Raw genomic sequence first — 23,917 nt, 5'->3', positions numbered from 1 at the left:
TAGGAGCCCCGTATGACTTCACCTTCCCGCGCCCTGCGTGCCCGTACGCTTGGGCTGTTGTTGCTCAGCGTGCAACCGCTTTGCAGCCTGCCGGTTTTCGCCGCTGGCAGTTCACAGCATTACAGCATCGACGCAGGCCCCCTGGATGCTGCGCTGTCGCGTTTTGGCGCACAGGCGGGGATTACCATGGCGGGCAGCTCGACGCTCACGGCCGGCAAGAATACCCGGGGGCTGCAAGGCGATTTCAGTACTGAGGCCGGCCTGGCGCAGCTCTTGCTCGGCTCGGGGCTGACTTATGAGCGCCAGGACGACGGTAGCCTGCTGCTGGTACCGGGCAACAGCGACGTGCTGGAGTTGGCACCGACCGCAATCAGTGGCACCGCGTACGACACCTCGTTGGGCAACAACGACGGCCTGGTCGCCAGCCGAACCATGAGTGCCAACAAGACCGATACGTCGATCATGGAAACGCCTCAATCGATCAGTGTGGTCACCCGTAAGCAGATCGACGCCCAGCAGCCACAAAGCATCGGGCAGGTGCTGCGCTACACGGCGGGGGTCAATGGTGAAGCCAATGGCGTCGATACCCGGCGCGACACGATCAGCATCCGTGGCTTTGACGCGACGACTGGCGGGGGTATCTACCGTGATGGCCTGCGCCAGTACAGCTTTGCCAACCAGAGCCGTGCCGTGGGTGAAGTCTATGGACTGGAGCGCGTGGAAGTACTGCGCGGGCCATCATCCGTGCTCTATGGTCAAACCTCACCGGGCGGCATGGTCAACGTGATCAGCAAGCGCCCCACCGATGAGCCGCTTCATGAACTGGTGATGCAGGCCGGCAGTTTTGATCGCAAGCAATTGGCTGCGGACTTCGGCGGCCCGCTTACCGACGATGGCGTCCTGACTTATCGCCTCACCGGGCTGTGGCGAGAGAGTGGCACGCAAATCGACTACGCCCGTGACGACCGTCAATTCATCGCCCCGGCGATCAGTTGGCGCCCCTCGGAAGACACCTCGCTGACGGTGCTGGCGTCATTTCAAAAAGACCGCAATGTGCTGGGCTACTACGCCTTGCCACGGGTGGGCACCCTCGACAGCTCGCGTTACGGACGGATTGCCACGGATCGCTTTGTCGGCGACCCCGACTTCGACAAGTACGATGTAGAACAGTGGTCGCTGGGTTATCAGTTTGAGCATCACCTCAACGATATCTGGACATTCCGCCAAAACGCCCGTTACAGCCGCTCCTATCAGGAGCAACGCACGATTTACCAATACGGCCTGGATGACGACCAGCGCACCGTGGGCCGCTTCGGTTATCTGGGCCACGAAAAGGTGAAGAACGCGCTGCTCGACAACCATTTCCAAGCCCAGTGGAACGCCGGCCGTTTCGAACACACAACGTTGGTCGGTATCGATTTGCAACACGCCAGCACCAATCAGTTGGGGGGTGGCAACGTGGTTGATCCGCTGGATATCTATGCGCCGGTCTACCACCAGGATTACAGCGACCTGGACGCCTTTTACGACATCAACCAGCGTCGTCAGCTTGACCAGGCGGGTGTGTATCTCTCGGAACAGCTCAAATTTGACGAGCACTGGGTGTTCAACCTGGGTGGTCGTCAAGACTGGGCACGTTCGAAAACGATCCATTACGCCACCGATACGGCGGCGGACCTCAAGCAACGCGATCACGCCTTCACGTGGCGGACCGGTGTGATGTACCTGGCAGACAACGGCGTGGCACCCTACGCGAGCTATTCCGAGTCGTTTTTTCCTAACATCACGGCGGTGGCGCGTGACGGCAGTGCCTTCGAACCCGAAACTGGCCGCCAGTACGAAGTCGGGATCAAATTCCAGCCCAAGGGGAGTGACAGCTACGTGACTGTCTCGCTGTTCGACCTGACGCGGCAAAACGTACTGACGGCAGATCCCGGCAACAATCGTTTCTCGGTGGCGACCGGAGAGATCCAGTCGCGCGGTATCGAACTGGAAAGCAAGGCGCAACTGTCCGATGCTCTGGAGTTGATGGCCAACTACAGCTATTCACACCTTGAAATTACCCGCAGCAATACGGCCGGTGAAAAAGGCAATCAACCTGGCAATACCCCTGAACAACTGGCCTCGCTGTGGTCGCAATACACCGTTCAGAGCGGTGCGCTATCGGGCTTGGCGATAGGAGGAGGGGTACGCTACGTCGGCCCGAGCTATATCGACTCGCAAAATAGCGAAGGCATCCCCCACTACATGCTGTTTGACGCCAGCCTGAGTTACGACCTTGGCAAGCTGTCTTCAGCCTATGCCGGGGCGAAACTGTCGCTCAATGCGTCCAACCTGACCGACGAAACCTATGTCTCTCAGTGCGGTTACACGGGCGACAGCTGCAAATACGGGTATCGCCGAAATGTGACCGGATCGGTGAGTTACAACTGGTAAGGCGCTGTGCTTGCTTGCGAAAATTATCGATTGGCAAGCGCCATCTTGGCGCCCGGATCGGCAAGTAAGCGCAATTGCCAGACAAAACCGCTTTCGTACTCGATATTTCAACAACGTCGGCTGATAGAGGGTGTTGACAACTGACTGCTATCGGCCAAAAGCAGACATTCAAACCCCTAGCCAAATACACTGTCGCGAAGATCGCACTCAAAAATTTTGGTGCAAGTGTGCAGCCAAGGAAAAGGGAGGATTCATGAGTCTTGATCTGTGCTTGGAAGCTGATAGTACGCTCACAATTTCGACGCTGAGCAAGGCAGTTGCGAATGCCGGTGCTTGGGAAATAGAGGTCGCAGGAAATGGGCTATACGCTGAATTTACCTCGGGACTTAAATTGAGTACCAATGACGTACTCGATGACCCTACGATTTATGCTGAGAATACAATGGGTATCGACTTCCCTGTCGCTGTGCGTTGCACCATCAGAATTAAAGGGCCCGAACCAGAGGGGGAGTCGGCTATGGAAGATCTGGATAAAATCGCTCAGTCCATATCTCATTCGTGTTCGGCTTTCTTTCTTATTAGCTTTCAGTTCGAACAAACCTTGTACTGGCGGGATGCGACAGGGCTGCATCGTCCTTGAGGTAGGTGCCTGCGCGTCCTCTTTCAGACATTTCCGAATGGTGTTTTTTCGGACGAAAACGCCCCTGAATTGAGGAGCTGCTTTTGGCCGATTTCTGCCGCTAGTGACGGGCAGCAATTGGCCGATTTCTACCTGTCGCGACCGACAGAAGTTAGCCATCAATCCCCAGTGACTAACCCAGAACCTCGACAGCCATGCGCTGACCCGCCGAGGAGCGGGTGCAAGGTCATCGCCAGCCGTTTCGGCATTGAGGTTGCCATGCCTGCAATCTCGAGAACCTTTTACTCCGTGGTTTCGCCAAGGCGATTTGAGGCTGCTGTCGCGGCAGTTATTTCGAATGGCTCTACTGCTAATAGCGTAATGGCAAGTTGCCTTTATTTGCTTTGTCTATCCTCCCACTCGCCTGACCGAGATGCTTTGCCAAGGTCCTCGCGACCACAAGGCTCAAGGTGGTTCGGCACCACGCCTGCAGGTAAGCGTGTGGGGTCGACATAGGGCACGCCCGACGCTTGCGTCGAAACCTTACAAGGAGTTCTCTCATGGCAATTCCTACCACCAGTTGTGACGTCCAGGTGCAAATCTGGGTCGACGACAATGCAGTGACCAATGGCTCCACCGCTGGGGTCTATCTGGTCGATAACCGTATCTCTGCTGGCACCACCCACGAAGGCACCGCCAACCTGAATACTGCTGCGTCCAAAGGCAGCAATGTCTGCTGGCAAGTGTTCCTGATCAATCCCAAGTCGACCTCGCAGGTCTCCATTGCCGCCTTCGGTAACTCGAGCGCCTGGGGCTTCAGTGGCCAGCCGCAAACCGCTTCGGATAACGCGAGCGCGTACACCGGCACCGTGCAGAACGCAGGTACTGCGTCCTACCCGGTATCCCTCAACGTACAGGTGGCGGGCGGCTCCGGTATCACCGTGAAGCTCAACCCCAGCGTGACTGTCTCTGCCTAAGGAAGGAGCACGACAATGAGTGGCCAAAAAAGTACTGCCCAGGTGTGGACGGCTGATTCGCAGGTGCTTGCCGGCATCGCCAATCCGCAAACCGCAATCACCATTGCCATCGATACCGCATATGTACTCGGCACTGGTGGCGGGAACATTTCCACCGGTGTGTACATGTTCGACAATCGTCTGAGCAATGACAGCAGCGGCGAAGGAACGCTGGAACTGCGCACCCACTGCAACATCGGGGACTACCTCGGCTTCGAGGTGGTTCCGATCGATCCGAACGCTGGCGACACGGTGTCCATCACCGGCTTCCAAATTTCCCAGGGCAGTGTGTTCGGCAGCGATGGCTACCCGATGCAAGTCGGTGCCGCGGGTAACTATTGGGTGGGCCTGGCTCGCAACGCATCGTCTCAGACCACCTACCAGATCCAGGTCAAGGTGACCTCTGGAGGGCTTCGGCCATCGACACGTTTCATCCAATGGGACCCCTACATTGGTACGAACTGATTAGCTGAACCCGCGGAAGGAGCGTGGCTCCTTCCGTCCCCTTCCTCTAATAGCGCCTAGTTCCCAGACACCTTTGAATGGCGTCTTTTGGCGGTGGATTCAAGCAGTTACGACAAGCAGAAAACAGCCAGAAACAACCCTTCGGCGTGGCTACAAAACCAGAGGGGGTTTACTCATAACCGAGATGCGCTCCAACCCCAACTTCAACAGTTCCTTACGTAGCAGCGCGCGCTCAAGCACAGCCATTCCGGCATGCCATTCGATCGACAGCAATTGGCTCAACTTTTGTTGACTGACCAAGGGCTCGGCCAGAAAGTAGCTTCTGCACTCGCGGATGCTGATGACGTTCAACAGCCAGTCGCCCCCCTGCGCCGCCAACCAGTGACCGATCGTTGAACGATGCGTTCGGATCAGCGCACTGGCATCCCACACCGCCATCTGCGCAAAAACCTGCGGCAGGTTGCTATCGGCTTTCAGCCGCTTCATATCCACCGCCAATGCGCCAATCAGGTCTGACTCGATAGTGGCTTGGCACTCGGCGAAATACCGCTCAGGCCAGTCCGCTTCCAGTTTCGCCCGCTGTGCGAGGGCTTCATAAGCCCGAATATCCGATTGGGTGGTCAACTGCCCGGTGAAATTCAGGGTGTTGTCCAGAATCGCCGTGGCCAGCAACACCGCACTTTTTTTGCTGATCAGCGGCAACAGCTCTGCCGACTCCCAACGCTGAAAAATCAGAGTCGCCGCTGCACCGATCGGCAGGATGTCCGCCGCAGATCCGAGCTTCTGCGCCCAATAGTTTTCAAAGCCTGGGTGATGGTCAATGACCTCCACCACCTGTTCAAGCACCACCGCCGGGTCGAAATGTTGGTAGTCGGAGACATCCACCAACACGAACTCATCACCCGCCCTCGGCAGATAATCGTCCAGAGATGATTGCCATCCGAGCACGGTCTTGGAGATGCTGGCATTGAGCGGGGCGCTACTGACGGCCCGAGCATCAACGCCCTGGAGATTCAACAGCTCGGCGTACGCAATGCAACAGGCATACGCGTCGATGTCCAGGTAGGCCGAGCCTGAGGTCACCACCTTCATGACACGTGGGCCACAGCGTGAGTTGTCGAGACAGTCGAAGGCCGCTTCAGCGCTTGGGCGATCCCCTCCAGAAACCGCTCATACGCCAATTGACACGGTTCTTCGTCGATGGAAATGCGCAGCGTGGCCGCGGCTGTTTGCGACAGAATCTTCGTCAATACACTGGATGGGATTTTGCACCCACCCCCACCACTCTCAGACTTATCCATGCGCTGACAAAACATCGACATTAAAATCAATTTTCCATATTTAAAACAGTGTATTAGCGCACTGAAACACTCGGTTGCGTCCTATTTTCCGGCGACCAAACTCGCATGGGTTCATTGCAGGAACATGACAAAATAAAGGCATTTTGAAGACCGGCGAATGTGAGTGCGTAATGCGGTATGAACCATTCACGGAGGGCTGCACACCGTTGAAGTCGTTGGGGACTATTCGCTCACCAAATGGATTACCGTCTTGCCCTTGCCGCGACCTTCCGCGACCTGGCGAAACGCTTCGTTGACTTCATTCAGTCCAAATGGCTGCTGATCTATCCGGATCGTCAGTTGCCCGGCATTTGCCAGCGCGGCGGCCTCGCGCAGGATAGCCCCGTGGTTTTCGCGCCCCTTGCCTGTGAGCAACGGCGTCAGAGTAAATACGCCCGAGTAGGTTGCGCTTTTAAACGACAGCGGCGCGAGGCTGTGCTGCCCCCAACCCAGGCAGCTCAGTACGTGCCCGGTATAAGGCTTCACTGCCTTGAACGCCGCATCCAGGGTGCTGCCTCCCACCGTGTCGTAGACGATGTCGAAACCTTCCCCCGCCGTATGCTGCTCGACATAGTCATCTACGCGCTGCGCACGGTAGTCAATAGCCGTTGCACCCAGTGAGCGAATGAAGTCGAGACTCGCCGCCGAACCGGTGGCATAGACTTCGGCACCGCGAGCCTTTGCCAGTTGCACAGCCACTTGGCCGACCCCGCCTGCGCCGCCATGAATCAGCACACGTTGACCTGCACGGACATTGGCGCGATCCACCAACCCTTCCCACGCAGTAATGAATACCAAAGGCAATGCGGCCGCCTCACGCATGTCGAGTCTGTGCGGCTTTAACGCGATCAGACGTGCATCCACGGCAATGTACTCGGCCATAGTGCCCTGGGCGCCGCCGATCCCGCCGGCCATACCGAAGACTTCCTGGCCAGGGGTGAAGCCTTCAACCGCCTCGCCCAGTCCGATGACCGTTCCGGCCAGGTCCAGGCCGAGTACTGCCGGCAGCGCCTGACGGGCGTGGGCGCCTGCGCCGATCGCGATCTTGGTATCGAGAGGATTGACCCCCGCGGCGTGAACCCTGATCAGGACCTGCCCTTTACCTGGAACAGGGCGAGCGATGTGGCGGACGGTCAGAGGGACCTGGGCAGATTCGGCGATAGCGGCAAGCATGGTGTGATTCATGACGCAAACCCTATGATTGAATGGACGCTTACAGGTTGCCGCGCTTTCATTGTTCCGATAAGAAACTGAATTTGCATATGACTTATTCCACAAAGAGGCCTAATTGCCGATGGACCTGTTCGACAACATGCACATCTTTGTACGCGTCGTGGAGCGCGGGTCGTTTTCTGCGGTAGCTCGAGAGCTGAACATGGGGCAGCCGGCAGTGAGCAAGCAAGTCCGCGCACTGGAGCAGTATCTGGGCGGGCCATTGTTCGCCCGCAGCACCCGGCACCTGGCCCTGACCGACCAGGGCCAACGCTTCTACAGCCACTGCCAAGAAATTCTCGGCCACCTCGAAACCGCCACGCTTAGCTTTGCCTGCGGCCAGGAGCAGATCGCAGGTCCCCTGAGAGTAACGGCACCGGTCAGTTACGGGAGGTTGTGCATAGCGCCGCTGGTAGGGCCTTTTCTGCAGCGCTATCCCGACGTCCGGATTGACCTGCGGCTGAGCGATTACAATGAAGACCTGCTCAAGGAAAACATCGACCTTGCGATCCGGATCGGGGCGGTCAAGAGCGAGGGATTGGTGGCAATGTCTCTGGGTACCAGCACGCGGCGGGTCTATGCCGCGCCCGCCTATCTGGACCTACACGGTCTGCCACGCGAGCCCGATGACCTGACAAGCCACAACTGCATCGGTTTCACGTTGCTGGAGCACTATGACACCTGGCACTTCAAGCACGGTGCAGGAGAGTTCGATGTGGCTATCAAAGGCAACGTCACCAGCAACAGCAGCGATGCCATCCGTGAAATGGTCCTCTGCGGCCTGGGCATTTCTCTTTCTCCAGAATGGCTGTTCGCAGCTGACGTCGAACAAGGCAACGTTCGTAGCGTGCTCAACGATTATCAGAACACCGCGCTGCCTGTAAGCGCCGTGTTCAGTCGTGAGCGGCGACATTCAGCGCGGACGATGGCGTTCATCGATTTTCTCCGGGCACACCTGTGAGGGTTTCCACACTGAGCCCAGGACCATGATCATTCCCGCGATTGCTCCACCAATCGGTTAGACGTCATCCCCTAGTGTGCTGGAGCCATTCCTTCGGGCTTGCACCAACTTTGCGCCGAAAAGTACGGGCTAACGCAGACGGACTTTCATAGCCAACCTCATCGGCAATCAACGCGATGGGGCGCCCTTCACGCAGGCGTTTCTGCGTCAAGCTGATTCGCCAGTTCGCCAGATAATCTGCCGGGGTACTACCCACCGTCTCGCGAAAGTGCGCAGCAAAGCTGGCGCGTGACATACCTGAGCGATCCGCCAACTCCGCCACGGACCAATTGCGCTGTGGTTCGTTGTGGATGCCTACAAGCGCGCGGGACAGCTGAGCATTAGCCAATCCGGCCATCATCCCTGACGCAATGCTACGACTGGCGATGAGGTGGCGAAGCAGCTGAATCACCATCAGCTCGAACAGACGATTGAGGATGACATCACGGCCACACTCGTCGCCGAAGGCTTCTTCAAATAGCCAGTCGAGGGTGCCACTCAGCCCCTGCAATTCACGAAGTGGCTTGATGATGAAGTCCGGTAAAGCCAGAGTCAGGGGATTATTCGCCCCGCCATCAAATTGCAAGGTTGCACAGACCAACTCCGCTTCATCTGCTTCGATCGCCAGCAACTGATGCTCCTGCGGGCGCACCGCCAGAATCAGGCTGGGTTCCGTCAACTCAATGAGCTGGCCGCGCTTGTCCCTTAGGGCCAGGCGTCCCGAACGCAGTAAATGTGCATGCCCGAAACGGCCCTGCCCATAGAGGTTGGTTGTTCCGCAAAAACCACCCTGGTGAAACGTGGACGCATGCAGATTGAAGTGTTTAAGCAGTGTCGATAATCGGTCCATGGCTCGCTCAAATTTAGACGATCTGTTGCATAAGTTCGACGATCTGAATCCGAAAGGAAAGTCCGCCTCCCTAATATTGTCACCAGGCTTGATCGACAAGCCGGCTAATCAATCTACTGGAGAATTACCATGACTCGTATCGCTGCTCTCTCGCTGGACCAAGCCCCTGCTGGCTCGCGCGCTGCTCTTGAAGGTATCCAAAAAGGTCTTGGGTTTATTCCCAACGTATTTAAAACCCTGGCTCACTCCCCGGCCGCATTGAGTGGTTACCAGAGCCTCGCTCAGGCCTTGGGTAAAACCTCACTGAGTGCCGTTGAGCGTGAGGTCGTTGCCCTCGCTGCGTCAGAGGTCAACGGTTGCGACTACTGCGTGGCCGCACATGCATTCTTTGGGGCCAAGGCTGGCTTGAGCGATGAGGCCGTTGGCAAAGCACGCATGGGCACACTCAGCGCGGTCGCGGCTCTGGCGCATCAAATCACCGAAAGCCGCGGACAATTGAGTGATGCCCAGATCACCGCAGCGCACAACGCCGGTCTTACCGATAGCAAGATCGTGGAGGTGGTGGCACAGATCACGCTGTTAACCCTGACCAACTATTTGAACAACATCGCCGCTACCGATATCGACTTCCCGCCATCGTCAAACTAACGGCTATTTCCGTAGCAGTTTCCAGCACCTGCAATACCAAGGTCAGCCCTTGCTGCTGACCTTGAAGGCCTGGCGGCGATTCATGACGCTCAAAGGCCCCATCAGTCAGACCTGCCGAAAGCACATCCTCGCCATGCCCTCCGCTAACCATCGAGATTTCTCACTTAATCATTGCTCATTTTTGAGTTAGCTTAAGCCTGAATTCAAGATAATGTTTAGCGCGCTCTAAGCAAACACCCTTAATTACGGTAGCTTCCCTGATTTTTTTCAAGATAACCTTTCGGCCGGCTTGAGATATCTTTCCATATGCCTACATTTATCCATCACGACCTTGAGCTTCTCAATCCGTCCTTTGACTCGGACCTTGTCGATGTACTGAGCGAACTGGAGCATCTGCGTCGCCTAAGGCTTGAAGGTGATACGCCGCCGCAGGTGTTCTACCAACTCAAATCGCTTTTCCATGCACTGGAAAGCCTCGGTTCTGCCCGCATAGAAGGCAACCACACAACGTTGGCGGACTATATAGACAGCAAGGTCGAAGGTAAGGTCCAGGACACGGACCCGTTGCGCGAGGTGGCCAATATTGAAAAGGCGATGGACTACATTGAGCGGATCATGGCGCCCGGCGCAGCGCTGACCGAGCAGATGATTCGAGAGCTGCACGCGATGACCGTCGACGATCTGGTGCGTGAGGGCGACAAAACGCCCGGAGCCTATCGCAGTGGAGAGGTCAGAATATCTCAGTCTGATCACCAGCCTCCTGACTTCATCCACGTTCAAGCGTATATGCAGGAACTTGTCGCATTCGTGAATCACGAAGCTCCCCCGAAATACGACCTCATGAAGGTTGCGCTCGCTCACCATAGATTTGGATGGATACATCCATTCGGCAATGGCAATGGCCGCGTGGTCAGGCTGCTAACCTACGCACTCCTGATCAAGTATGGTTTCAACGTCAACGCCGGTGGCCGTGTCCTGAATCCTACGGCGGTATTCTGCAACGATCGTGAGCGCTATTACGCAATGCTTGCCACCGCCGACAAAGGAACAAAGGACGGACTGGAGGCGTGGTGTACCTACGTGCTGGAAGGGGTTCGTGAGGAGCTGGAGAAAGTCGATCGCCTCACAGACTACGCATACCTGACCAAATGCATACTCGTGCCTGCCGTGGCCTTCGCACGCGAACGCAAATGGATCACGGAGACAGAGGAAGCAGTGCTGTTGGCCGCAATAAAACTGAAGGTCGTAAAATCGGCAGATGTAGCATCCGTACTCCCACAGCAGTCGAGCAATCAACGGACTTACCTGATCAAAAAGCTGGTGGACCAAGGGATGCTTCTACCGCTGAACGCAGGCGCGAGGCAGTACACGATCGGTTTTTCCAACAACTATCTCATTCGAGGTGTAATCAAGTCCCTCAGGGAGCAAGGCTTCATACCTGAGCCGCTGGAAAGACCCTGAGCATCGATTAAAGACCGAATGAGCGGAAATCCCCCGCCGCTGTGCAGCAGTCTATGACGCCCCTCAAGAAGCCCGCCTCCTGCGGGCTTTGTTGTTTCTGGCGGTCGCTCCTTGCCCCCTTTACCTTCCTCCGTCGCAGTAAACAGACTCTTCGCATCTCAAGGTTTACCAGGCTCCAGCCGATACGCTTCCACAGTCCCCGCAAAAGACCTAGCGAACTCAATACGCCATGAATAAAAGCCTTCGTTTCAGTCATAAAATTCTTTTGGCCGTGTCGCTGATAGTGATGCTCGCCTTCACCCTGTTCACGCTGTACAACGACTATCTACAACGCAATGCCACCCGCACCAGCCTGGAAAACTATTTGGCTGAAATGGGTGAGTCGACCTCCACCAATATTCGCAACCTGCTGGAGGGGCGGATCAATCTGGTGACGAACCTGGCGCAGAACATTGCCAGGGAGCCTGCCAATGCCGAGACGCTGATGGATGAAAGCGTCCTGACCTCAAGTTTTCTCACCGACTACCTAGGCAAGGTCGACGGCAGCTTCAGTATTCGTCCGAACACCAAGATGCCCGATGGCTATGACCCGCGCTCCCGGACTTGGTACAAGGACGGTATGAACGCCAGCGGCGCCATGCTGACTGAGCCTTATATCGATATGGCCACCAACAAGATGGTCATTGGTGTCATCAGCAAGGTTTCCAGCAACATCGGCGTGGTCGGCGGCGATCTGGCGCTGGATGGCCTGGTGGAAATCATCAACTCGTTGAACTTTGGCGGCATGGGGTATGCCTTCCTGGTCAACGATCAGGGCAAGATCCTGGTCCATCCGGACAAAGCGCTGGTCATGAAGTCGCTTTCGGATTTGTACCCTACACACACACCGAAACTTTCCGGCGAGCTGACCGAGGTCCAAGTCAACGGGCAAGCCCGCTTGCTGACCTTCGCACCGATCAAAGGTCTCCCTTCGGCCAACTGGTACATCGGCCTGTCTATCGATAAAGACAAGGCTTACGCGACGCTGAGCAAGTTTCGCTATTCGGCGGTGATTGCCACCATCGTTGCGGTGGTCATCATCATCGTCCTGCTGAGTCTGCTGATCCGCGTACTGCTCCAACCGCTGCACGCGATGACCCGCGCAATGGAGGACATTGCCCAAGGCGAAGGTGACCTCACCAAACGCCTGGTCATCCACACGCATGACGAGTTCGGCATGCTGGGCAATGCGTTCAACCGTTTTGTCGAACGTATTCACACCTCGATCCGAGAGGTCTCGTCGGCGACCGAGCACGTCAACGAAGTGGCAATGCGCGTGGTCAGCGCCTCCAACTCATCCATGCTCAACTCCGACGAACAGGCTAGCCGAACCAACAGTGTGGCCGCCGCCATCAACGAACTGGGGGCCGCGGCTCAGGAAATAGCCCGGAATGCGGCTGAGGCCTCGCACCAGGCCAGCGACGCGCGCGGGATGGCCGAGCAGGGTCAGCAAGTGGTGGAGCGCAACATCGGTGCAATGAATCAGCTGTCGGAAATGCTCAGCGCATCGAGTACGAATATCGAGTTGCTGAACAGCAAAACGGTGAATATCGGGCAGATCCTCGAAGTGATCACCAGCATCTCCCAGCAAACCAACCTGCTGGCGCTCAACGCGGCCATCGAAGCCGCCCGGGCGGGTGACGCCGGGCGTGGGTTTGCCGTGGTGGCCGATGAAGTGCGCAACCTGGCGCACCGCACCCAGGAGTCGGCGCAACAGGTGCAAACGATGATCGAGGAGCTGCAAGTCGGCGCCCGGGATTCGGTCAACACCATGGGCGAAAGCCAGCGCCACAGCCTCGACAGCGTAGAGATCGCCAACCAGGTCGGCGAACGCTTGAGCAGCGTGACCCAGCGCATCGGCGAGATCGATGGGATGAACCAGTCGGTCGCCACCGCCACCGAGGAGCAGACCTCGGTGGTGGAGTCGATCAACATGGACATCACCGAAATCAACACGCTCAATCAGGAAGGCGTGGAAAACCTGCAGTCGACCCTGCGCGCCTGCGCCGACCTGGAACAGCAGGCGGCACGCTTGAAGCATCTGGTGGGCAGTTTCCGTATCTGACCGGTTCCAGGCACCGATCCATAGACGTCCACGGCCGCCTATGAATCCCCAAGAAGCCCGCCTCGCGCGGGCTTTTTGTTGCTGCCATGCCACCGATGGCGCGGTTACAGCATGCGCAAATCCAGTGGGTATTCGACGATGACCCGCAGCTCGTCAACGTTGGCGTCGTAGTTACCGAAATCGCCTCCCACCCGGTGCGTCGCTTGCAGTACTTGGAGCTTCAGGTCCTTTGCCGGGCCGCTCTGAACGATGTAGCTCGCCCAGAAATCACGCTCCCAGTGCTTGCCGTCACTGACGCTGTTGAACGCAGTGTAGCCGCCCGTTGCTCGCGTGCCATCAATGTTGTCACCGCGCAGGTAACGGCCCGTGAGGCTCAGCCCCGGCAGCCCTAACCCGGCGAAGTCATAGGTATAACTGGCCTGCCAAGAGCGTTCGTTGGGGTTGTTGAAGTCTGACCATTGGGAAGCGTTGTCGAGTTCCAGGTCGTAGGTGTTCCACACATAGTCGAACGGCGAGTCACCGCGCACTTGCTCGTATGCCAGCAGAAAACGGTTGAATCCGACATTCAGCCCCAGGTGCGTGCTCCAGCTGTCGTTATCGATCTTACCCAGCAGGGCGTCGCCACTGTCGCGGGTGCGATAGTAATTGAGCCCCGTATCCCAAGTGACGGTGGGGGTCAGCCGTTGCTTGAAGTCGACCCGGGCGAAGGACTGGTTCCAGACGTTATCCAGGCGGCTGGTGTGCAGTTTGAAACTCCAGTTGTCGTTGAAGCGATAATCCGCGCCGAGGTACTGGACATTATCCGCCCCGGTCAAGCGACCACCGTAGACCGTGCCCAGGTCACCGCTATGGTTGACGCCGCTGCGATCGCTGGACGCCGTCAGTTTGCCGCCCTCGATCTTCAAGCCGGCGATGGAGGTGTTGTCGAAGATCAGACCGGTCAGGGTTTGCGGCAACAGGCGGATATCACCGGCATGGAGTACCGGGCTGGTCGGGGACACATCGCCGTATTTGACCACCGTATCGAACGCCCGCACCTTGACCGCGCCACCGGCCTTGCCCCACTCATCCTTGGGCTCGCCGTTGTTATCGCCTTTGCGCGGAATCAACCCCGGCCCGCCGACACCGTTGCCCACCACGCCATCACCGCCGTCGAGCTTGACCCCGAACTGCCCGTAAGCATCGACCCCGAACCCCACGGGGCCCTGGGTAAAGCCGGATTCGAAGCGCCCGATGACCGAATGGGCCCATTCCGCCCGGCGGCTCTGGCGCGTCCCCGTGTGAGGGTTGGTTGCACTGCTGCCATTACGGAAATCCTGACTGAAATAGAAGTCCCGGTTGAGAATGTTCAAATGGCTGTCTTCAATAAATCCATTTTCATTTTTATCACTGGCGGCCCATGAATAACCGGGCGCGGTAACGGCAAAAAACGCAGACAAAGCAGCTACTTTACGCATGTTGTTCTCTTCAAACTGTTAAGGAGGGAGGGCGGCAAAAAATGCTGATCCTGCCTTAACATTCCGAAAATCATGCCAATACAATAAATACTTATATTTCAATTAGTTAAATAAAGTTATCCACTATTTATCGCATGTATTAATCCGCACTTTGCGCGTCCGCTGTTGCACTGCAAACACTTGGCACAAGTTGAACTTGTGCTGTCGCCTATACAAAAAAAAAGGAAAGGCTTGTGGCCTTTCCTTTGGGTTACGCCGCGCAAGGCGGGGATCGACTGTTCGTAGAAAACAACGACCCGCTCGCCCCTCGACAAGGGAGGGTTGGCTTGCAGACTCTGGCTTAACGGACCTTATTGCTCCTGGCTGCAATTGCGCGGGCTGATGCCTTTTTCCTTGGCGTACTGGGCCGCGGAAGCCTCGATGATCGGCCGCAGCAACGCACGGTCGGCCTGGACCCAGTCGCTGATCAGGTTCCAGCGCTGGCCGTCCCATTGCTGAAAGCGCACCGCGCCGCCGCCTTCATGATCGGCGCACGACAACTTCAACGGTTGCACCAGGCCCTTGGCGCCCAACGCCTGCAACCGCGCATCGTCGAGGTTCAGGTGTTCGAAGCCCCAACGCACCTGCTCGCCGGTCAACGGTTTGGCGCCGTATTTGGCCTGCGCAAGGCGCACGGCTTCGACGTTGAGAATGCCGTTCACCACACCGAGGTTGTAGTACACCGTACCGAAACGCTTCGGATCGGCCAGGTTGCCCTTGCCGGCGTCCACCACGCTTTGCTTGATGCCCTGCAGCACCGGGAAATCCGTCCCGGAAGGGTGCGTGGTGATGGAAATGAAGCCCTTGGCGGCCGCGCCTGCCGGCACCACGTCCTCTTCCGAGTTGCTCCAGATGTTGCCGATGATGTGATCCACCGGGTAACCGACCTTTTGCGCCGACTTCAGCGCCACCGGATTCATCACCCCCCAACCGCGCAGGATCACCCAGTCCGGCTTGAGGCGACGGATATTGAGCCACTGCGATTGCTGCTCGTTGCCGGGGTGCGGCACTTCCAGCAGGGTCAGTTCGAAACCAGCGTTTTTCGCCAGGGTTTCCAAGACGCCATTGGTTTCCTTGCCATACGGCGAGCCGTGGTACAGCACGGCGATTTTCTTGCCTTTGAGTTTGTCCGCCCCACCTTCGCGCGTGCCGATGTAGTTGATGATTGCCGAGACTTCCGAATACGGGTTGAGCTGCAGCGGGAACACGTAAGGGAACACGCTACCGTCGGTGGAATCGGTGCGGCCGTGGTTGATGGTGATCAGCGGCAATTTGTCGGCCGTCGAACGGTCCAGCGTCGCGTAGGCGATGCCCACCGACAGCGGGTTGGTCGCGGCGGCTGGCGCGCCGTTGAGGCCGCCTTTGAGGCGCTCGTAGCATTCGACGCCCTTCTCCACCACGTACTCGGTTTCGCACTCGCTCCAGGTCAGCTTGACGCCGTTCACCCCACCTTTTGCGTTGATGTATTGCAGGTAGTCGATAAACCCGCCGAAGAAGCCGGTGCCACCGGCGGCGTAGGGGCCGACCCGATAGCTCTGCAAGGGGAAGTACTGTTCGTTGTCGGCGTGAGCGCCGGCACTGAGCCCGGCGGTGATCAAGGCCAGGCCCAATAGCAGGCGGCGCAGCGGTGTGAGAGTCATGAAGGCAGTTCCTCGTGAACGAAGGATGGGGGTCAGGGATGAGAACAATCAGTAACGCAGCGGCCAGATCCGCGCCCGTTGGCGAAAGCGTTGCCACAGTCGGGCCAGGCCCTCGGGTTCCTTGATCAGAAAAGCGATGATCAACGCGCCAAAGAGCATTTTCTGCAGGTTTTCCAACTGGCCGGAATCGATCAGCCCACCGGGCAACAGCCCGAAGAGGTTGGCCAGCAGAATCGGGAACAGCACGATGAAAGCGGCGCCCAGGACATTGCCGAGCACACTGCCCAGGCCGCCGATAATGATGATGAAGAGCACTTGAAACGAGCGACTGAGATCGAAGCCGTGGGGCTCCACCGTGCCCAGGTAGGCAAACGCCCACAGCGAACCGGCAACCCCCAGGTAGAAGCCACTGATGGCAAACGCCAGTAGCTTGGCCTTGAACAGGCGGATGCCGATCACAGAGGCTGCGGTGTCCATGTCGCGCACGGCCATCCAGTTGCGGCCCAACTCGCTGCGCACCAGGTTTTTGCCCAGCCAGAACAGCACCACGACCACCGTCAGGGTCAACAGATAACGCCCACGGGGCGAACTGAAATCCAGCCCCGCGATCAGCAGCGGTGGCGAGGTGATGACCCCGGAAGCGTTGTCGTTGGTAAACCAACTGAACCGGGTCAGCACCCACTCCACCACGAACTGCGCGGCCAGGGTCGCCACCAGCAGGTAAAAACCCTTGATCCGCAGGCTCGGCAGCCCGAAGGCCACGGCCACCAGCGCAGCGATCACCCCGCCCAGCGCGAAACTCACCAGCAACGGCAAACCCGGCACGCGCAATTGCAGGTTGTAGGCCGCGAACGCACCCACCGCCATGAACGCCGCCGCCCCGAGGGACAACTGCCCGGCATAACCGGTCAACAGGTTCAGCCCCAGCCCCGCCAGGGACAGCACCAGCAGCGGCAACAGAATCGCGCTGAACCAATAGTCATTGCCCAGCCAGGGCACCGCAATGAAGGCAAACCCCAACAGCAGCCACAAGCCCACGCGGTCCTGGCGCAAGCGGAACGTGCGCCGTTCCATCGCATAAGAGGTGCTCAGTTGACCGGCTTCTCGATAAAGCATGGAGGCATTCCTTGAAAGAAAATCAGACCCGTTCGATCGCCCGCTCGCCGAACAACCCGGCAGGCCGCACCAACAGAAACAGCAAGGCGAGGACGTAAGGCACCCAGTTTTCGATGCCGCTGCCGATGATCGGGCCGAGGTAAATCTCCGCGATTTTTTCCGCCGCGCCGATGATCAGCCCGCCGACAATCGCCCCGCCGATGGAGAAAAAACCGCCGATGATCAACACCGGCAAGGCCTTGAGCACCACCAATGACAAGGAGAACTGCACCCCGAGGCGAGCGCCCCAGAGCAACCCGGCCACCAGCCCGACAAAACCCGCCACCGCCCAGACCAGCGCCCAGATGCGTGGCAGGCGGATGCCAATCGCCAGGGACGCCAACGGATCGTCGGCAACCGCGCGCAGCGACAGACCGACGCGGGTCCGGTTGAACAGCAGCGACAGGGCGATCACCAGTGTGGCGGCCGTTCCGGCGGCGAACAGGTCGAACTGCGAAAGCAGCATGCCGCGGATTTCCAACGGCTCATCGGCGATGCCCAACTCCAGGCCGTGGACCTGAGCGCCCCACAGGAACTGCGCAAAACCTTCGATCAGGTAGGACAGCCCAAGCGTGGCCATGAACAGGATGATCGGTGCGCGATTGACCAGCGGCCGCAGCACCATTTTTTCGATCAGCAGCGCCAGGACCACCATGCTCGCCAGGGTGATGACAAAGGCCCACACGAACGGGAAGCCGCGTTCGAGCAGGCTGACAAAGGTCAGCGCGGCGAACAGCACCATCGCCCCCTGGGCGAAATTGAACACCCCGGAGGCCTTGTAGATCAGGACAAAACCAATCGCCACCAGGGAGTACATGACGCCCGCCAGCAGCCCGCCAATCAGCACTTCGAAGAAAAATTGCATGTTCAATGGCTCTCCGCACGGGAACGCCGCGTGCCCAGGTAAGCAGCGATCACATCGGGGTTGGCGCGCACTTGCTCGGGCGTGCCATCGCCGATTTTGCGGCCGTAATCGAGCACCACCACGTGGTCGCACAAGCCCATGACCACCCCGATGTCGTGCTCGATCAACACCACGGTGGTGCCGAACTCGCGGTTGATGTCGCGGATGAATTGGCTCATCTGGCCCTTCTCTTCAGCGTTCATGCCGGCCATGGGTTCATCCAGCAGCAGCAACCGGGGCTGCGCAGCAAGGGCGCGGGCCAGCTCGACGCGTTTCTGCAAACCGTAAGGCAGCGTGCCCACCAGCACATGGCGCCAGGGGTGGATGCGCAGAAACTCGATGATGTGTTCGGCGTGAAGGCGCTGCTCGTCGTCCTCGCGAGGCGCACGGCCCAGGCGCAGCATCTGCTCGACCCAACTGCTGCGGCGCTTGAGGTTGCGGCCGGTCAGCACGTTGTCGAGCACGCTCATGCCCTTGAACAGCGCGATATTTTGAAAGGTCCGCGCAATACCGCGCTCGGCGGCCTGGTGCCGGCGCATGCGCCGCCGGGCCTGTCCGGCATAGGTGATGCTGCCGCTCTGGGCCTGGTAGACACCATTGATCACATTGAGCAGCGAACTTTTGCCCGCGCCGTTGGGGCCGATCAATGCACAGATTTCCCCGGCCTTCACGGCAAAGCTGATGGAGGTGATGGCCTTGACGCCCTTGAACGACAGGGAGATGTCATCGAGCCGCAGTAATTCGGATTCAGTGGTTGCGCTCATGGGGCTCGTCAGACGGAGTGAGAAATCAGATGGGTGTGGGCCTCGGCACGTTCCGGCCGGGCGGAAGGTTCCTGCCAGGCGCCCGGATGGATGCCCAAAGCACCAAAGAAAGCGGCGCTCTCTTGGCTCAGCGCGGGCCCGACCAGCAACGGCACGCGCAGGCGGCTCATGCCCAACACATCGAGCAAGGGTCTGCGGACCAGCCAGTAGCCGAGCCAGCGGCGCAAACCCTGGGCATCCGGCGTCATTGCCCAGCGGTACACCCGATGCGCGAGCGTGCCGGGCAACGGCAGGCGCTCTCGGGCCCACAGCTCCAGACGGGCATAGGACTCACGCGTGCCCAGCACCAGGGTTGGCCCCAATTCACGGCGATCGGTGTCGCGCGTGGCCATGGCTTCCGGGAAATTCAGGCAGAACCCGGCGCAGAGCCAGGGCGCCAGCAGGTAACGCGCCTGACCGCTGGCGGCGAACACGCGGGCGGCCAAGGCTTCTTCAGCGCCGCTCAGTTGCTCGCGCGCCACCAGCTTGCGTGCGCCCCCCAGCAATTGCGCATGGCTCAACCGCAGGGAAGGCCCGTGCGTATCGGCATGGAACACGAAGGCAACGGCTGCGGAGTCAGTGGCGCAGGCCGGCGGTTCCGCCGCCACGCCAGCGGACAAATCGGCGTAAGCGCTCAACCCCTTCCCGTCACCGGCATTCAGACCGCGCCCGTCGAGGAACAGCAATACCGGGGGCGCACGATCGGCATGACCGACCTGTTGCACCGCCTCCAGGGTTTCGGCCAGCACGAAGCTCGGGCGCAGCCGGGCCAGCAATGCGCGGTTGTCGCGTTCGGGGTCCAGCAGGGTGACGCTGCCGCCCAGCCACTGCGCGGCCAGGGCCAGTAACAAGGCTTCGGAACGGGCCTGGCTGATGATCAGTAAATCGTCGTGGCGACTGAACCCGCGCTGATGCAGGGCTGCCGCCAGGCGGCTGACCTCCTGCGTCAACTCGCTCCAAGTGCGCGCATGCCAGATGCCCAGGCGCTTGTAGCGCAGGGCAATCGCCGCACCTCGGGCCTGGGCTTGCTGTAACAACGCCAGAGGCAGTGTCTGGGCCATGGGGACTCTCCTTCAGAGTGCTATACAGGCCCTTCTGCAGTCTCCATGCCAAGGTTTAAATCGTTATTTATCAATTAGTTATATAAAAACCTCGAGCACAATCATGTATTGATTCGGCACAGCCTGCTTAACACCTGTTGCCCTGCGAACACTTCCCGCTTTGTGCACAACTGTCTGCCAGGCAACAGTGGTTCAACACTTCCTCTCCTCCAGCGACACTCAGCGTCTCGCCAAAAAACAACAATCACCTTACAAATCAATAAGTTGATGGGTTGGTACGATGCTTGCTCCTTCAGAACCATCGGCCACAGCCACAGACTTGTTCCAACAAGCGCCTCCCTAGAGCCGTGCCGGCCCTGCGTTGCACAACCTGCTGCCGTCTTACCTTACCCAAGGCAGCGGGCTTCTTATTTTTGCAGCGAGGAGCATGTTGATGAGTCTTGATATTTTTTGGTTTCTGCCCACCTCCGGCGACACCCGTTACCTGGGCCGATCCGACAGCGGCCGCCCGGCCACCAATAAGTACATGCAGCAAATCGCGGTCGCCGCCGAGAGCCTGGGCTATGACGGGGTGTTGATTCCCACCGGCAGCAGTTGCCTGGACCCATGGATTACCGCCGCCAGCCTGGTACCGGTCACCCATCGCCTGAAGTTGCTGGTGGCGCTGCGCACCTCGCTGGGCAACCCCACGGCGTCGGCCCGTCAAGCGGCCACACTGGACCAGGCCAGCAACGGCCGCCTGTTACTCAACGTGGTGCCCGGTGGTGATGCCACCGAGTTGGCCGCCGACGGTATTTTCCTCGACCACGACCAACGCTACGAAGCCGCTGGCGAATTCCTCAACGTGTGGCGTCGCTTGCTCAGTGGCGAGGTGGTGGATTTCACCGGTAAGCATGTGCGCGTCGAAGGCGCGCAGAACTTCTTCAAACCCGTGCAGCAACCGCACCCGCCCCTGTATTTTGGCGGGTCGTCCCCGGCCGCCCATGAGCTGGCGGCACAACAGGTCGACGCCTACCTGACCTGGGGCGAACCGCCGGCGGCCGTGGCCGCGAAGATCGCCGATGTGCGCGAGCGCGCGAAAAAATATGGCCGCACCCTGCATTTCGGCGTGCGCCTGCATGTGATCGTGCGTGAAACCAACGAGCAGGCCTGGGCGGCGGCCGAAGAGCTGATCAGCCACCTCGACGACGATGTGATCGCCGACGCCCAAGAGAACTACGCCAAGATGGACTCCGAAGGTCAGCGCCGCATGGCCGCTTTGCATGGCGGACAGCGCGACAAGCTCGAGGTCTCGCCCAACCTGTGGGCCGGTGTCGGCCTGGTGCGCGGCGGCGCCGGTACGGCGCTGGTGGGCGACCCTCAGACCGTGGCCAAGCGCCTGCAGGAATATGCCGACCTCGGCGTAGACCGCTTTGTACTGTCCGGCTACCCGCACCTGGAAGAGGCTTTCCGCTTTGCCGAACTGGTGTTCCCGCTGTTGGGCAAACAGCCTGTCACGGTCCGCGACCAAGTACTCACCGGCGGCGCGTTCGACGTGCGGGCCGGCCATACATCGGCCAAGGAAGAGGCCACGGCATGAACGTGATTGATATGCGCTGCCGCCCGGCGTACCTGCACGATTTTTTCGGCGCCACCCCAGGCAGCGCCGAGACCGCCACCGCCCGCTGGCTGAACCGGCGGGTGGGCACGCGTGGCGACGACGAGCACTTCGCCCGCTCGCGCACACCCCAGGGGTTTCTCGATGAAGTGCGCGACGCCGGGTTGAGCCGGGCGGTGGTGGTCGGTCGGCACACCCCCGGCCAGCATCTGCCCAACGACCTGATTCACAGCATCGTGCGCGACCACGCTGAGCTGCTCGGCATCGCCAGCATCGACCCGGCGCTGCAGGGTATCGACGGCGCACTGGGCGAAATCGAGCGCGCCATCTCGGCGCTGGGCCTGGCCGGAATCGACCTGGAGCCGGGGTTTGGCGAACCGGCCAGGCAGGCGGATGACCCGTTGTACTGGCCGATCTACGAGCATTTGCAGGCACGCGGTATTCCGCTGTTTCTGATGAGCGGGCCAACCACCCCGGACCCCGCCTTCAACAACCCCGAACGCCTGGCCAAGGTCGCCCGGGCATTCCCGCAGTTGGCGATCGTCTGCTACCACGGCTACTGGCCCAACGTGCAGCAAGCGCTCGGCGTGGCCTTTCGCTACCCGAACATCTACCTGGTGCCGGACATGTACCTGTTCCAGCCCGGCAGCGAAGCCTACGTGCAAGCGGCCAACAGCTTTCTGGCAGAGCAGCTGTTGTTCGGCTCGTCCTATCCGTTCCGCCCGATTCGCCAATCCATCGAGGATGTCCTGCGCCTGGGGTTGCGACCCGAGGTGCTCGACAACGTCCTCTATGGCAACGCCGCCCGCCTGTTCGGGTTGTAGAACACGTCGCGCCACACGCTGGGACCGACCGCCACCCAGGCCGGCCCGGCGTTGTTTTCCATTGCAAGGAGTTCCCCTGTGACCACCCCCAACGATCCTGTGCAGGTCGCCCGCCGTTTGGCGGCCGACTGGGCGAGTACAGCTGTCGAGCGCGACGAACGCGGCGGCACACCCAAACGCGAGCGTGATGCCCTGCGCGACAGCGGCCTGCTGACCCTGAGTATTCCCCGTGAATTCGGCGGCCTCGGCGCCAGCTGGAGCGACACCCTGAACATCGTGCGCGAGTTCGCCAAGGTCGACAGTTCGATGGCCCACGTGTTCGGTTTCCAACACTTGATGCTCGCCACCGTGCGCCTGTTCTCGCGGCCCGATCAGTGGCAGCCCTGGCTGGAACAGACGGTCCGCCAGCGTTGGTTCTGGGGCAACGCGCTCAACCCGCTGGACACCCGCACCGTGGCCACGCGCGTGGACGGCGGGCGCGAGTTCACCGGGATGAAAAGCTTCTGTTCCGGGGCCAGCGACTCCGACCGCCTGATCGCCTCGGCGCTGGAGGACAGTGGCACAGGCAAACTGCTGATCGCCGCGATCCCCACCGACCGCGCCGGCATTACCCTGCTCAACGACTGGAACAACATGGGCCAACGCCAGACCGACAGCGGCAGCGCCCGTTTCGAACGCGTGCGGGTCGCCGAAGATGAACTGCTGCTGGACCCGGGCCCGCTGAGCACGGTGTTTTCCGGGCTGCGACCGCTGTTGGCGCAACTGACGTTCGTCAACCTGTTCCTCGGCATTGCCGAAGGCGCCTTTGAGCAGGCGCAGCACTACACCACCCACGAAGCACGTGCCTGGTTCAAGTCCGAGGTCGAGCGGGCGGTCGACGACCCGTATGTGCTGGCCCACTACGGCGAGTTCTGGGCCGGCCTGGAGGCAGTCCGCGCCCTGGCCGAACGGGCCAATGCGTTGTTCGACAAGACCTGGAACCGCGGCGAACAACTGAGCGCCGAGGAACGGGCGAACCTGGCCCTGGCCATCGGCAGCGCCAAGGTCCACGCCACGCGAGTGGGCCTGGACCTCAGTTCGAGGCTGTTTGAGGTGACAGGCGCCCGCGCCACCCACGCCTCGCGGCGCTTCGACCGCTACTGGCGCAACCTGCGGACCCAGACCCTGCACGACCCGGTGGACTACCGCATCCGCGAACTCGGCGAATGGGCGTTGAAGAAAAAACCGCCGACACCGAGTTTCTATTCCTGACCACACGCGCCGGGTGTTCGCCACCGTTCACCAGA

The 23,917-nt window shown here is 59.6% G+C and carries 20 protein-coding genes and 1 pseudogene; 12 read left to right on the top strand and 9 right to left on the bottom strand.

Going from position 1 to position 23,917, the window contains the following annotated elements; genetic code table 11:
- Positions 1-12: 12 nt before the first annotated feature.
- The 4 genes from NR164_RS18465 to NR164_RS18450 all read left to right on the top strand — a co-directional run bounded on the left by NR164_RS18465 (position 13) and on the right by NR164_RS18450 (position 4,536).
- Positions 13-2,436: a TonB-dependent siderophore receptor gene (locus NR164_RS18465; RefSeq protein WP_128191640.1), complete on the top strand. Its 2,424-nt coding sequence runs from the start codon at positions 13-15 to the stop codon at positions 2,434-2,436.
- Between the two features lie 253 nt (positions 2,437-2,689).
- Positions 2,690-3,076: a hypothetical protein gene (locus NR164_RS18460; RefSeq protein WP_256823079.1), complete on the top strand. Its 387-nt coding sequence runs from the start codon at positions 2,690-2,692 to the stop codon at positions 3,074-3,076.
- A gap of 539 nt (positions 3,077-3,615) precedes the next feature.
- Positions 3,616-4,032, top strand: a complete 417-nt coding sequence (locus NR164_RS18455; RefSeq protein ID WP_017844470.1) for a hypothetical protein — start codon at positions 3,616-3,618, stop codon at positions 4,030-4,032.
- Between the two features lie 15 nt (positions 4,033-4,047).
- Complete coding sequence (locus NR164_RS18450) at positions 4,048-4,536, top strand: hypothetical protein (RefSeq protein WP_017844471.1); 489 nt, start codon at positions 4,048-4,050, stop codon at positions 4,534-4,536.
- A 150-nt stretch (positions 4,537-4,686) separates the two neighbouring features.
- Here the strand turns inward: NR164_RS18450 and NR164_RS18445 are convergent, their stop codons facing one another.
- Both NR164_RS18445 and NR164_RS18440 read right to left on the bottom strand, forming a co-directional pair.
- Positions 4,687-5,628, bottom strand: a complete 942-nt coding sequence (locus tag NR164_RS18445; RefSeq protein WP_201021786.1) for a DHH family phosphoesterase — start codon at positions 5,626-5,628, stop codon at positions 4,687-4,689.
- A 431-nt stretch (positions 5,629-6,059) separates the two neighbouring features.
- Positions 6,060-7,061, bottom strand: coding sequence for a zinc-dependent alcohol dehydrogenase family protein (locus tag NR164_RS18440; RefSeq protein ID WP_046384790.1), 1,002 nt, complete (start codon positions 7,059-7,061; stop codon positions 6,060-6,062).
- Between the two features lie 109 nt (positions 7,062-7,170).
- Here NR164_RS18440 and NR164_RS18435 point away from each other — a divergent pair, with 109 nt between their 5' ends.
- Positions 7,171-8,049 (top strand): LysR family transcriptional regulator, encoded by an 879-nt coding sequence (locus NR164_RS18435; protein WP_177031388.1) that lies wholly within the window; start codon positions 7,171-7,173, stop codon positions 8,047-8,049.
- A gap of 64 nt (positions 8,050-8,113) precedes the next feature.
- On the opposite strand, the gene NR164_RS18430 is transcribed toward NR164_RS18435, so the two are convergent.
- A complete protein-coding gene (locus tag NR164_RS18430; protein WP_177031389.1) occupies positions 8,114-8,938 on the bottom strand; it encodes an AraC family transcriptional regulator in 825 nt (274 codons plus the stop codon).
- A gap of 129 nt (positions 8,939-9,067) precedes the next feature.
- Between NR164_RS18430 and NR164_RS18425 the strand changes: the two genes are divergently transcribed.
- The 4 genes and pseudogenes from NR164_RS18425 to NR164_RS30595 all read left to right on the top strand — a co-directional run bounded on the left by NR164_RS18425 (position 9,068) and on the right by NR164_RS30595 (position 13,151).
- The gene (locus tag NR164_RS18425) at positions 9,068-9,586 is read left to right on the top strand and encodes a carboxymuconolactone decarboxylase family protein (protein WP_057005654.1); all 519 of its coding nucleotides are present in this window, start codon (positions 9,068-9,070) and stop codon (positions 9,584-9,586) included.
- A gap of 306 nt (positions 9,587-9,892) precedes the next feature.
- Entirely contained in the window at positions 9,893-11,047 is a 1,155-nt protein-coding gene (locus tag NR164_RS18420; RefSeq protein ID WP_256823078.1) for a Fic family protein, read from the top strand.
- 229 nt (positions 11,048-11,276) lie between these two features.
- Positions 11,277-12,293 (top strand): annotated as a pseudogene (locus tag NR164_RS30600) (cache domain-containing protein); the annotation flags it as partial.
- Positions 12,294-12,356: 63 nt separating this feature from the next.
- Positions 12,357-13,151: a methyl-accepting chemotaxis protein gene (locus NR164_RS30595; RefSeq protein ID WP_372340299.1), complete on the top strand. Its 795-nt coding sequence runs from the start codon at positions 12,357-12,359 to the stop codon at positions 13,149-13,151.
- Between the two features lie 104 nt (positions 13,152-13,255).
- Here the strand turns inward: NR164_RS30595 and NR164_RS18410 are convergent, their stop codons facing one another.
- From NR164_RS18410 to NR164_RS18385, 6 genes are all read right to left on the bottom strand, one after another.
- Positions 13,256-14,608, bottom strand: coding sequence for an OprD family porin (locus NR164_RS18410; RefSeq protein WP_256823076.1), 1,353 nt, complete (start codon positions 14,606-14,608; stop codon positions 13,256-13,258).
- Between the two features lie 350 nt (positions 14,609-14,958).
- Complete coding sequence (locus NR164_RS18405) at positions 14,959-16,287, bottom strand: ABC transporter substrate-binding protein (RefSeq protein ID WP_256823075.1); 1,329 nt, start codon at positions 16,285-16,287, stop codon at positions 14,959-14,961.
- Between the two features lie 48 nt (positions 16,288-16,335).
- Positions 16,336-17,403, bottom strand: coding sequence for a branched-chain amino acid ABC transporter permease (locus NR164_RS18400; RefSeq protein ID WP_256823074.1), 1,068 nt, complete (start codon positions 17,401-17,403; stop codon positions 16,336-16,338).
- A 22-nt stretch (positions 17,404-17,425) separates the two neighbouring features.
- Positions 17,426-18,307, bottom strand: a complete 882-nt coding sequence (locus NR164_RS18395; protein ID WP_256823073.1) for a branched-chain amino acid ABC transporter permease — start codon at positions 18,305-18,307, stop codon at positions 17,426-17,428.
- Positions 18,308-18,309: 2 nt separating this feature from the next.
- A complete protein-coding gene (locus NR164_RS18390; protein ID WP_256823072.1) occupies positions 18,310-19,110 on the bottom strand; it encodes an ABC transporter ATP-binding protein in 801 nt (266 codons plus the stop codon).
- Between the two features lie 8 nt (positions 19,111-19,118).
- A complete protein-coding gene (locus NR164_RS18385; protein ID WP_256823071.1) occupies positions 19,119-20,210 on the bottom strand; it encodes an AMP-binding protein in 1,092 nt (363 codons plus the stop codon).
- A gap of 433 nt (positions 20,211-20,643) precedes the next feature.
- On the opposite strand from NR164_RS18385, the gene ssuD reads away from it, so the two are divergent.
- The 3 genes from ssuD to NR164_RS18370 all read left to right on the top strand — a co-directional run bounded on the left by ssuD (position 20,644) and on the right by NR164_RS18370 (position 23,882).
- The gene (gene ssuD / locus NR164_RS18380) at positions 20,644-21,789 is read left to right on the top strand and encodes an FMNH2-dependent alkanesulfonate monooxygenase (protein WP_169881871.1); all 1,146 of its coding nucleotides are present in this window, start codon (positions 20,644-20,646) and stop codon (positions 21,787-21,789) included.
- A complete protein-coding gene (locus tag NR164_RS18375) occupies positions 21,786-22,631 on the top strand; it encodes an amidohydrolase family protein (RefSeq protein WP_256823070.1) in 846 nt (281 codons plus the stop codon). Before ssuD ends, NR164_RS18375 begins: the two co-directional genes overlap by 4 nt.
- Positions 22,632-22,709: 78 nt before the next feature.
- A complete protein-coding gene (locus NR164_RS18370; RefSeq protein ID WP_256823069.1) occupies positions 22,710-23,882 on the top strand; it encodes an acyl-CoA dehydrogenase family protein in 1,173 nt (390 codons plus the stop codon).
- Positions 23,883-23,917 lie beyond the last annotated feature (35 nt).

The organism is Pseudomonas sp. Pse79 (genome assembly GCF_024519615.1).
Classification (GTDB): domain Bacteria; phylum Pseudomonadota; class Gammaproteobacteria; order Pseudomonadales; family Pseudomonadaceae; genus Aquipseudomonas; species Aquipseudomonas veronii.
Note: the sequence above shows the minus strand (reverse complement) of the source record. Positions and strands in the feature narration are given on the sequence as shown.

Bases quoted from the DNA above. Each gene is read 5' to 3' on its own strand.
- NR164_RS18465 (WP_128191640.1), top strand. From the start codon at position 13: ATGACTTCACCTTCCCGCGCCCTGCGTGCCCGTACGCTTGGGCTGTTG.
- NR164_RS18460 (WP_256823079.1), top strand. From the start codon at position 2,690: ATGAGTCTTGATCTGTGCTTGGAAGCTGATAGTACGCTCACAATTTCG.
- NR164_RS18455 (WP_017844470.1), top strand. From the start codon at position 3,616: ATGGCAATTCCTACCACCAGTTGTGACGTCCAGGTGCAAATCTGGGTC.
- NR164_RS18450 (WP_017844471.1), top strand. From the start codon at position 4,048: ATGAGTGGCCAAAAAAGTACTGCCCAGGTGTGGACGGCTGATTCGCAG.
- NR164_RS18445 (WP_201021786.1), bottom strand. From the start codon at position 5,628: ATGAAGGTGGTGACCTCAGGCTCGGCCTACCTGGACATCGACGCGTAT.
- NR164_RS18440 (WP_046384790.1), bottom strand. From the start codon at position 7,061: ATGAATCACACCATGCTTGCCGCTATCGCCGAATCTGCCCAGGTCCCT.
- NR164_RS18435 (WP_177031388.1), top strand. From the start codon at position 7,171: ATGGACCTGTTCGACAACATGCACATCTTTGTACGCGTCGTGGAGCGC.
- NR164_RS18430 (WP_177031389.1), bottom strand. From the start codon at position 8,938: ATGGACCGATTATCGACACTGCTTAAACACTTCAATCTGCATGCGTCC.
- NR164_RS18425 (WP_057005654.1), top strand. From the start codon at position 9,068: ATGACTCGTATCGCTGCTCTCTCGCTGGACCAAGCCCCTGCTGGCTCG.
- NR164_RS18420 (WP_256823078.1), top strand. From the start codon at position 9,893: ATGCCTACATTTATCCATCACGACCTTGAGCTTCTCAATCCGTCCTTT.
- NR164_RS30595 (WP_372340299.1), top strand. From the start codon at position 12,357: ATGCGCGTGGTCAGCGCCTCCAACTCATCCATGCTCAACTCCGACGAA.
- NR164_RS18410 (WP_256823076.1), bottom strand. From the start codon at position 14,608: ATGCGTAAAGTAGCTGCTTTGTCTGCGTTTTTTGCCGTTACCGCGCCC.
- NR164_RS18405 (WP_256823075.1), bottom strand. From the start codon at position 16,287: ATGACTCTCACACCGCTGCGCCGCCTGCTATTGGGCCTGGCCTTGATC.
- NR164_RS18400 (WP_256823074.1), bottom strand. From the start codon at position 17,403: ATGCTTTATCGAGAAGCCGGTCAACTGAGCACCTCTTATGCGATGGAA.
- NR164_RS18395 (WP_256823073.1), bottom strand. From the start codon at position 18,307: ATGCAATTTTTCTTCGAAGTGCTGATTGGCGGGCTGCTGGCGGGCGTC.
- NR164_RS18390 (WP_256823072.1), bottom strand. From the start codon at position 19,110: ATGAGCGCAACCACTGAATCCGAATTACTGCGGCTCGATGACATCTCC.
- NR164_RS18385 (WP_256823071.1), bottom strand. From the start codon at position 20,210: ATGGCCCAGACACTGCCTCTGGCGTTGTTACAGCAAGCCCAGGCCCGA.
- ssuD (WP_169881871.1), top strand. From the start codon at position 20,644: ATGAGTCTTGATATTTTTTGGTTTCTGCCCACCTCCGGCGACACCCGT.
- NR164_RS18375 (WP_256823070.1), top strand. From the start codon at position 21,786: ATGAACGTGATTGATATGCGCTGCCGCCCGGCGTACCTGCACGATTTT.